At 68.5% G+C, this 8314-nt stretch carries 6 protein-coding genes and 2 pseudogenes; 5 read left to right on the top strand and 3 right to left on the bottom strand.

Annotated elements, in window-relative coordinates; genetic code table 11:
* Positions 1-742: 742 nt before the first annotated feature.
* The 3 genes and pseudogenes from OP79_RS48380 (at position 743) to OP79_RS50250 (ending at position 4464) form a co-directional block, all read left to right on the top strand.
* Positions 743-1237, top strand: a complete 495-nt coding sequence (locus OP79_RS48380; RefSeq protein WP_033329609.1) for a lamin tail domain-containing protein — start codon at positions 743-745, stop codon at positions 1235-1237.
* 653 nt (positions 1238-1890) lie between these two features.
* Positions 1891-2712 (top strand): hypothetical protein, encoded by an 822-nt coding sequence (locus OP79_RS48375; protein WP_033329608.1) that lies wholly within the window; start codon positions 1891-1893, stop codon positions 2710-2712.
* 686 nt (positions 2713-3398) lie between these two features.
* A pseudogene (locus OP79_RS50250) lies at positions 3399-4464 on the top strand (RNA-guided endonuclease TnpB family protein).
* A 12-nt stretch (positions 4465-4476) separates the two neighbouring features.
* On the opposite strand, the gene OP79_RS48365 reads toward OP79_RS50250, so the two are convergent.
* The 3 genes and pseudogenes from OP79_RS48365 to OP79_RS48360 all read right to left on the bottom strand — a co-directional run bounded on the left by OP79_RS48365 (position 4477) and on the right by OP79_RS48360 (position 6108).
* The gene (locus OP79_RS48365; protein ID WP_033329607.1) at positions 4477-5277 is read right to left on the bottom strand and encodes an SMI1/KNR4 family protein; all 801 of its coding nucleotides are present in this window, start codon (positions 5275-5277) and stop codon (positions 4477-4479) included.
* A 36-nt stretch (positions 5278-5313) separates the two neighbouring features.
* A pseudogene (locus OP79_RS54975) lies at positions 5314-5638 on the bottom strand (transposase family protein); the annotation flags it as partial.
* A 110-nt stretch (positions 5639-5748) separates the two neighbouring features.
* Positions 5749-6108, bottom strand: a complete 360-nt coding sequence (locus OP79_RS48360; protein WP_033329606.1) for a hypothetical protein — start codon at positions 6106-6108, stop codon at positions 5749-5751.
* 789 nt (positions 6109-6897) lie between these two features.
* On the opposite strand from OP79_RS48360, the gene OP79_RS48355 reads away from it, so the two are divergent.
* Together OP79_RS48355 and OP79_RS48350 are read left to right on the top strand one after the other, a co-directional pair.
* Entirely contained in the window at positions 6898-7098 is a 201-nt protein-coding gene (locus tag OP79_RS48355; RefSeq protein WP_033329605.1) for a hypothetical protein, read from the top strand.
* 163 nt (positions 7099-7261) lie between these two features.
* Complete coding sequence (locus OP79_RS48350) at positions 7262-7498, top strand: hypothetical protein (RefSeq protein ID WP_033329604.1); 237 nt, start codon at positions 7262-7264, stop codon at positions 7496-7498.
* Positions 7499-8314: the final 816 nt, after the last annotated feature.

Genomic DNA, 8314 nt, shown 5'->3' with positions numbered 1-8314 from the left:
TACAGCCCATGGGGACGATCGTCCGGCTGAAGCCCCATGGAGCCCCCCGCCGAGAGGCGACCGCCCTCCGCACGCCACCACCCACCGCCCCGGCTGGTCCCCCCGTCCCGCCGGGACTTTCACCTGCGTGCGATCGTCGGCGGAACGTGCCGAGCACGGGCCGCAGGCCGACGGCCCGGCAACTGGCGTCACTGACCGGTTCCAGTGGCGAAGGCGGACAGGCGGCAGGCGAATGGCCGGTGACGAGCGGCATGAGCAACGCGGCTGACCCCGCGGCCGTTGCCCCTTGATGTGCCGTCAGGTCAGTGCGCCCGGGTAGCGGATTGGTTTCCTGCAGCCCAGGCAGCGGCTGACTGGGACCACGGACGTCCGCGCCCGCGGACGGTCAGCCACAGGGCGGCCATGCCCGGCAGCCCAGGCTCGTACTGTTACGCACTTTCGGGTGACGGGCTGGCGGGGTGCCGGAAGGGGTGTGCTGGCCGAGGTTGGGACCGGCCGGTATTCATGAGGCGGACGGAACTGACGGGGCAGCAGGCAGACCGCTTTCGCTTCGTGAATGGATGGTGCAGGCGACTGTCACAAAATTATCGGCAATCTGTAACAGACATCGCGTAACGCTCATATCGTGCATATTGGGCGGAAGTCTGAGGGTCCTCGACCACCGGGCCGGGACCCGCACCAGCAGACCTCGGCAACTTCTATGCCGGACTCCGGTCTGCCACCACGGAAATGAAGGGTCTTCATGTCTGCTTCCCTGTCTGTCACCGCCCGCCGTCTGTCCCTCGCCGTCGCCGCGGCCGGCGCCCTGGTGGGAGCGACGGCCGTGCCGGCCTCCGCCGACCACGCCCCGCGTCCCCACCGGCCGCACGTGGAGATCAGCAACGTGCAGTACGACTCGCCGGGCTACGACGACGGCAGCAACCATTCGCTGAACAGAGAGTGGGTGGAGCTCACCAACACCTCGCGCCACGCGGTGAACCTGGACGGCTGGACTCTGTCGGACAAAGACGGCCACACCTACACCTTCGATGGCTTCTGGCTGGCGGGGCATGCCACCGTTCGCGTCCACACCGGCACCGGCCGCGACAGCGGCAGCGACGTCTACCAGGACCGGCACGGGTATGTGTGGGACAACCGCTCGGATACCGCCACCCTGAGCAACGACCGTGGCCGCGTCATCGACACCGACTCCTGGGGCGACCACAACCACCGCGCCGGCGGCCACCACGACCGCTGAGCCAACCTGACGCGCTACCCAGAGGCGACCGCCCCGTCGCGCACATCGCAGCCCACCCCAAGCCTGCTCTGCGCAGAACAGCCCCCGCCCGCGAGGGGGTTACCCCCTCCTCAACCCCGGCCTGATCGAACCCGTGGATATGTCCCGCCCACACGGGGTGATCCCAACCTGCGGGAGTCAGGCAGCTTGTGCGGGCTGTCCCCTGCCGATGGCCGGTGACCGATAGGGCCTGCACCGCCGCTTCACGTCGTGCTCCGAGGGCGCCGATCCGCGGCGCCTTCACGGTCTCCGCGACGGCCTTGGCGTTGATCCGGGCGGTCATCTCCCGCTGAAGGAGCCGGATTTGGGTGGCGCAGTCCTCCAAGTCGGGCAGCCGGCTCGAAAGAGGCGCGGGAAATCGTGCCGTGGTCGGCGCCGGATCGGGTTTTCAGCCGCTGCACCGCACGCGAAATCACCTGTCGCCAACCGGCACGCCGGACCGCAGCCTCGGCGACCGATGTGTTGCTGTGTCACGGCTGTATGACAACGGTGTCCTGATACGAGGACGGGCGTGACCTGCGGGACTGGCGTGCCCTCCTATTGGTCACACAGCGGGAGAACGGCACAAGCACCGCCGCCCCCGCCACCCCTCACATCGGAAGGAACTTCCCGTGATGAACCGCCACCTGCGCAAGGCCGTCGTCGTCACCGCCGCGATCACTGCCGGGCTGCTGATGACCGCCTGCCAGAGCGACTCCGCGACCAGCGGCGGCTCGTCCTCCGGCAAGGGCACCAAGGACTCTGCCGCGGTCGCGGACAAAGCCGAGGCCGCGGACTCCAACAGCTCCAGCGACGCGAAGGACTCCATGTCCAAGGGAGTCAGCGGGACGTTCAGCAACGGCACGGTGACCTACCTCGCGCCGGGCAAGTACATCGTGTCCGCCCCGGGCAAGAACGACCAGCAGTTCTGGGTCGCCGACGACACCGAGGTCTACGGCGTGGGAACCATATGCGGGGACGCGCAGTCGAAGGTCGACGCGCCGTGCACGCTGGACCAGTTGGAGACGGCCACCAAGAAGGGCGCCGTCAACGCTGATGTGAAGATGAAGGACGGAGTCGCCACGCTGGTCTCCGAGCGGCGTGCCGCTCAGTCCGAGGACGGCACCGGATCCGACTCCGGCTCCCGCGACACGGCCATCGAGGGCATCAACAAGGGCAAGGGCGTCAACGGAACCTGGCACGGCGCCGTCTCCTACCTGGCGCCGGGCAAGTACACGGTCACCGAGGAGCACGGCGTCCCGCAGCAGTTCTTCGTCGCCGAGGACACTGACATCTGGGGCTACGGCCAGGTCTGCGGGGGCCCGGGGGTAGGGGAAGGACAAGAGGGCGGCACCGAGTGCACCGAAGCCGAACTGGAGAGCGCCGCCAAGAAGGGCTTCACCGCCGAGGTGAAGATCACCAACGGCACAGCGGCCACCATCCACGACACCCCCTGAGTCGTATCCACCACGGCGGGCCCACGACGACGAGCACCGTGAGCCCGCAGCCTGCTCCACTCGACGGGGCTCGGGGCGCGGCGTGCGGGTCTGGCCGATCCAGGCGTCGACCTCTTCCTGCTGAAGGGCCGTCACCTCGGCCGCCCGCGGCCCTGACGGCCTTCTCCAACGAGGCCACCAGTCGGTTGTCCGGCTGCGGTCGGACCCGGCGGTCGCCTCCCTACGCGCGAGCAGGGCCCGCACCCCGGGCCGGATTACGGTCGCGGACGGCATCGTCCAGCTACCCGAACAGCTCCCGGCGCCGCCGGGCGGGACGCGAACGCGAACGCGAACCAAAGTCGCTTGTGGAGACAGCACGGAGTGACAGCCGCGAGGGGGCCGCATCTCTTGCGCGGGGCGGCACCGGCTTGCATTTGGCGAGTCTGCTGTGGCAGACGAATTTTTCTGCCTTGCTCCCCGAAGGCGCCGCCAACCAGGCTGCGGATGCCGTTGGCGGCGGAGCTTTGGTCAGCCGCTTTCCCGGTAGTTCATCTGGATTCCTCCGTGGATACCCCCGCCTTCAGGCGGGGAAGGAAACGGACTGCTGCGGAGCAGGGCAGGGAACGTCGATCCGCCCTTCGGGTGGATCGGCGTCCATCACCAACCACCAGCAGGTGGTCACAAGTTGATATGCTAGTTTTTAAGGCATGGCCACTCGCGTGAAGCGGGCGTTCAAGTACCGCTTCTATCCGACCGATGCGCAGGCAGCCGAGCTGTCGCGCACCTTCGGATGCGTGCGCAAGGTCTACAACATGGCACTCGCCGCCCGCACCGAGGCGTGGGCGCGGCAGGAACGGGTCAACTACAACGCCACCTCCACGATGCTGACCGCGTGGAAGAAGACCGAAGAACTGGCCTACCTCAACGAGGTCTCCTCCGTCCCGCTACAGCAGGCGCTGCGGCACCTGCAGAACGCCTTCGCGAACTTCTTCGCCAAACGCGCCAGGTACGCCCGAAGGCACGAAGCCGTCCACCGTGACCGTGTCGCAGGACCCGGCGGGACGGTGGTTCGTGTCCCTGCTGTGCGAGGACCCGGCCATCAAGCCGCTCGCGGCCACCGATACGGCGGTCGGCATCGATGTCGGCCTGGACCACCTGCTGACCCTCTCCACCGGGGAGAAGATCGCCAACCCCCGGCACGAGCGCCGCGACCGCGAGCGCCTGGCGAAGGCGCAGCGGGAGCTGTCCCGCAAGGCCAGGGGCGAGGGCGCCAACCGGCGCAAGGCCCGCCAGAAGGTCGCGAAGATCCACGCCCGGATCGCCGACCGCAGGCGCGATGTGCTGCACAAGCTGACCACTCGACTCGTGCGTGAGAACCAAACGCTTGTGATCGAGGACCTGACCGTACGCACCATGGTCAAAAACCGGAGCCTGGCCCGCGCCATCAGTGATGCCGCGTGGGCCCAGTTCCGGAGCATGCTGGAGTACAAGGCCGGCTGGTACGGGCGGGAAGTGATCGCGGTGGACCGCTTCTTCCCCTCCTCCAAGCTGTGCTCCGCCTGCGGCAGCCTCGCTGAGGCGATGCCGCTGGGCGTCCGCACCTGGACGTGCGGCAGCTGCGGCACGGCCCATGACCGGGACGTGAACGCCGCTGAGAACCTTCTGGCCGCCGGGCTGGCGGTGTCTGTCTGTGGAGCCGGTGTAAGACCTCAACGGAGAACTCCGGGCGGGCGGTCGGCGGTGAAGCAGAAAACCCCACGGCGCGAGCCGTAGGAATCCCCTCGTTCACGAGGGGAAGGAAGTCAAGAACCAGTGGGTGTCGAAATAGCGGGCCATCGTGAACGGGTGGTGCGGGTCGATGAGGATGCGGCAGACGAACTCCGCGGCCTGGCAGTCGAAGGGGACGTCCTCGCCGTCGAAGGACCGGACCACGACGGGCCAACGGTCCGGGTCGTCGCCGTCGGCCCTCCAGCAGTACAGGTCCTCGTGCTCCGTGCCCGCCCAGATGAGCAGACCGTCCTTCCTGAGATCCGTCCACGGCTCCTGGTTCAGGCCCAGATATCCGTCGAAGGCGCCCTCGCCGAACGTCTCGACCATGCGCTTGTAGTCGCTCGGCAGCGCGGCGCCCAGGCGCGACTCCACCTCCGCCCAGTCCACGTCCGGCCGCTGGGCAGGCTGTGTCCAGCCGGTGATCCGTCTGAGCCGCTCCATCCAGTCGACGTCCTCGTCCTCGTCCGGAGCGGCCGCCAAGGGTTCTGGCACCTCCCTGTGAGCAACCACCAACACCGGCCGCTCGGCCCCCTCGGCGTCCCGCGCCGTACCCGTGCCGACCCACTGATCCCCGTACGCCCACGCCCGTATCGTCATGGCCCGGTCCTCGAAGGGGACAAGGAGAGCCGCGCCCCTGGACTCGTCGACCGTCGGATCGGTGAAGCCGCCGAGGACGAGGGTGCGCGGGGCGCCGTACCTGCTGGCGAGCAGGTCGGTCAGGTCCTGCGGGTCCAGGTCGCCGGGCAGGTACATGTAGCCGTCCTCCGGGCCGAGCTGGGCCAGCAGGTCGTTGACGGTCGCTTGCGTGAGCTCCATGGCGGACAGTGAAGCGCACCGCACTGACAATGGACGTGCTGTGGAGGCTGGCGGCAGAGATACCGATCGACAGGGGGCAGGCCGTTTCGGTCGACGATGAGGTGGATTTTCGATCCGTGCTTGCCACGGTCGGTCGGATTCGGTCCCGTCAGCGGCCCCTTTTAAGAGCTCGGACGCTGACGGAGTCGATCGCGCACCGCGACCAGTCCAGCTTGCCCCGCGAACCGAGTTCGCCCAGGACCAGGCGGCGAAGCATGGCCCACACCCTGGCCTGGGACCACTCGGTGAACCGGCGGAACGCAGTCACCCCCGACAAGCCGAAACCCGGCGGCAGCTGGTTCCACGTGCACCCGGAGCTGGAATGGGACGACTACCTGCGCCGCTTCAGCCAGCGCTTCGCCTGACCCGCCGAACGCCCACTCGAGTGGCCGCGTCCGGGTCATGAGTGGCTATGGCGCCGCCATAGCCAGGTCAGGAGACGGGAAGCTGCCCCAGCGGTCGGCTCCGGTCGGCCTGTGCTGCCGCGAGGGTCGCCAGTTCGCCGACGTCGGTGAAACACGGGCCCTTCCAGGTGTCCGGGGCGACGATCGCCTGCACGCGCACCTCGGCCCCGAACCGCTGCGCCGCCTCGTACAGGCGCTGCAGGATCTCCAGCGCCCGAATGTCCAGCACACCAATCCGTACGAACCACGTCCGCGAGGCGGGATCGAACCCGGCGACGGAGCACAGCAGTTGCCGCTGCTTCTGGAAGGCGGTGGGGTCTGCAGAGGCTGAGGCGGCCGTGACCTCCAGCAGCCACCGCGCGGAGTTGGGGTGAGGAATCGACGTCATGCTGCGGACGGTAGCCGTGGGCACTGACACCGGTCCGCGTCGCAACGGTTCCAGTCCCCCGACTGATCGCTTCTGCCGGACTGACGCCCAGAGTTGAATCCGGCAAGGGCGGCCTCGATGGAGTCGTCCAGGCCCGGCGCGCAGTGCACCACGGGCCGGACTACGCCGGACATCTGCCTGTTCATGACCGCTCCCAGGTGGTGTAGCCGAGGTCCAGGTGACCGAGACGGGACATGCGCTGCAGCTGGGCGACGAATGCCCCGGTGAACAGACGCCTCGCCGTAGCGGTCGATGTGGTCGAACACCAACTGGTGGTCGGCGGCTGCGCGGTTGCGCCAGTCGAGGACCTGCTCGCGGGTCAGTTCCTCGAGGACCAGCGGCGCCTGGTCGACGACGTCGGGCCTCCGGCTTTGGCTGCGCGACGACCGCCGGGCGCGGCGCGGGCAGCACCACCGGGGCCGGCGGCGCGGCAGGCTCATCGGCGGCGGCCCGGGCGCGTGATGGGGGCGAGGAGGGTCCGTACATACAGATACGGCCGCCGGGTGGGGCGGGGACTGCCCGCCCGGGGCCCTGCACCCCGCCCCGCCGGGCGAGGTGCTGCGGGAGCGGGAGGGGCGACCTAATGATCCGGGCCTGCTCCAGGCGGACCTTCGTCGCTCAGGCTCACCGTGCCCTCGCCCTGGCCTTCCTCGACCCCGCCGTGGCCGAGTCGCCGGCCTCACCTACATCGAACTCACCCTGGAGCTCGCCCTCGCCTTCCACCACGCTGTCCGGGGCGCCGACGATGAAGTGGCCGCGGCGATCGCCCGGCTGCGGGAGAACACCCGCGACGGCGACTACGCCTACTACGGCGACATCGTCCACTTCATGGCCGGCCTCCCCCTCGACACGGCGTCGACCGCGCGGTGGACCGACAGAGAATCGGTCACACACCAGCGATGGCATGCCCTGGTCACCGCCCGCCGCAACCACCTGGCCGATGGACCGTAGAAGCCGCTCACCGCGAGCCCATGGGGCCTGTTGACATCCTCGCCCCCGAGGCATAAGACAAAAGGCGTAAAGCGCGCGAAAGCGCCCCCTTTGGGATCGCGGCAGCTCCCAAGCGACCGACGCCAGACTCCTTGACTGTGCACCGCGGGAAGGAGGTGAACACATGAACGACACCGAACAGGCACCCCAGGAACCCGAGGCGACCCCGGCCGAAGGCGAGCAGCCGGCAGCCGAGGCGGAGGAGACCGCAGAGGCCACGGAGGCGGAAGCCCCCACGACCAGCGAGACTACGGAACCCGAGGCGACCCCGGCCGAAGGCGAACAACCCACAACCGAAGCGGAAACGGAGGAAGCGGAGGCGCCGACGGCCGAGGGCGAGGAGTCGTCCGAGGATGAGTAAACCCTGGCAAGGCGATCGCGATCACGGACATCGTCGAACGATGCCCTTTCCATGCGGTCGGAGGAGAATGCGCCAGCTCCGGCATTCTCCTCCGACCGCGCTTTCGTTTGCCTGGCCTCACGGCCGAGCCATCAAGACCTGAGAGCAACCGTCGGCTTCCGCCTTGCTGCCGAGCGTCCTCACGCCAGCCACCTGTGCGCCCGAAGTACGCCGACGTTCCATTCGAGCGTTATGCCGAAACGCGAAGAGTCCAGGGATACGGCGGTGGGCCGCGGGTCTCGCGAGCCTGCCCGAGTAGCTGGACCGCCGAGGTGGCGGCTGTCCGGCAGGCAGTGAGCGCACTCAGCCGCTCTGGACAACGCTGGGAAACGATCACCTTGAACGTGGGAATCGACAGCGCTGTTGCCCGTAACGCTGCTTGTCAGAGGCTTTCGTCGGTGCCCCACAGCCTCCGAGCAGCAGCCCGCACCAGAACGTGTCACGCTCGTGAACGCGACGGAAGGCCCAGCTCGATCGCCTCCAACGGAAGCATCAGCGGCTCCTCGGAGTCCGCACTGCCCGGCACCGCCGTCTGAACCTGCCGCCTGTCATCCCGCAAGAATCCCCCGTCCTTCGCCCCAACTCATCGTCCCACCAGTCCTGTTCACCCTCTAGTGTGATGGTGTCCCGCCGAGTGGTGTAGCCGGTCGAGGGTCGTGAACGCGCGGGTGTCTGCCCGGGGCGTGCAACCGCTGGTGGTGAGTGCTCCCTGAACAAGGGCAGGCCATCGCGCAAGTCTCCCTGGTGAACGGGCAGTTCGACCGGAGGAGCACACGC

The sequence above is a fragment of the Streptomyces yerevanensis genome (assembly GCF_000716805.1).
Lineage (GTDB): Bacteria > Actinomycetota > Actinomycetes > Streptomycetales > Streptomycetaceae > Streptomyces > Streptomyces flaveus.
This window is presented reverse-complemented; position numbering and strand designations above follow the sequence as displayed.

Coding starts and splice junctions, on each gene's coding strand:
- OP79_RS48365 (WP_033329607.1), bottom strand. CDS start 5,277: ATGGAGCTCACGCAAGCGACCGTCAACGACCTGCTGGCCCAGCTCGGC.
- OP79_RS48350 (WP_033329604.1), top strand. CDS start 7,262: ATGAACGACACCGAACAGGCACCCCAGGAACCCGAGGCGACCCCGGCC.
- OP79_RS48360 (WP_033329606.1), bottom strand. CDS start 6,108: ATGACGTCGATTCCTCACCCCAACTCCGCGCGGTGGCTGCTGGAGGTC.
- OP79_RS48380 (WP_033329609.1), top strand. CDS start 743: ATGTCTGCTTCCCTGTCTGTCACCGCCCGCCGTCTGTCCCTCGCCGTC.
- OP79_RS48375 (WP_033329608.1), top strand. CDS start 1,891: ATGAACCGCCACCTGCGCAAGGCCGTCGTCGTCACCGCCGCGATCACT.